This is a genomic window from Streptomyces sp. SID14478 (assembly GCF_010548525.1).
Lineage (GTDB): Bacteria > Actinomycetota > Actinomycetes > Streptomycetales > Streptomycetaceae > Streptomyces.
The window spans coordinates 1-238 of the sequence record NZ_JAAGMG010000904.1 but is presented as its reverse complement, the minus strand read 5'-3'; the positions used below and the strand labels follow the sequence as shown (position 1 = coordinate 238).

The 238-nt window shown below is 76.5% G+C and carries 1 pseudogene; it reads left to right on the top strand.

The window, feature by feature from the left end:
- A pseudogene (locus G3I40_RS29240) lies at positions 1-238 on the top strand (TIGR03086 family protein); the annotation flags it as partial.

The following is a 238-nucleotide window of genomic DNA, read 5'->3' as shown; positions in this document are numbered from 1 at the left end:
GGGCGAGGGAAACGAGCTCGCGCGATGGCGCGAGGACGCGGACGCCGCGGATCCCGCCGGGGCGCACCGCGCCGCCGCCCTCGACCTGCTCGCCGCGTTCGACCGACCGGGCGTCATGGAAAGGGAGTTCACCCTGCCCGAGCTGCGCGGGGGCCCCGGCGGCGGCTGGCCGGGGCGGATCGCCGTCGGGTTCCACCTCGTGGACTACGTCGTCCATGCCTGGGACGTCGCCGTGACG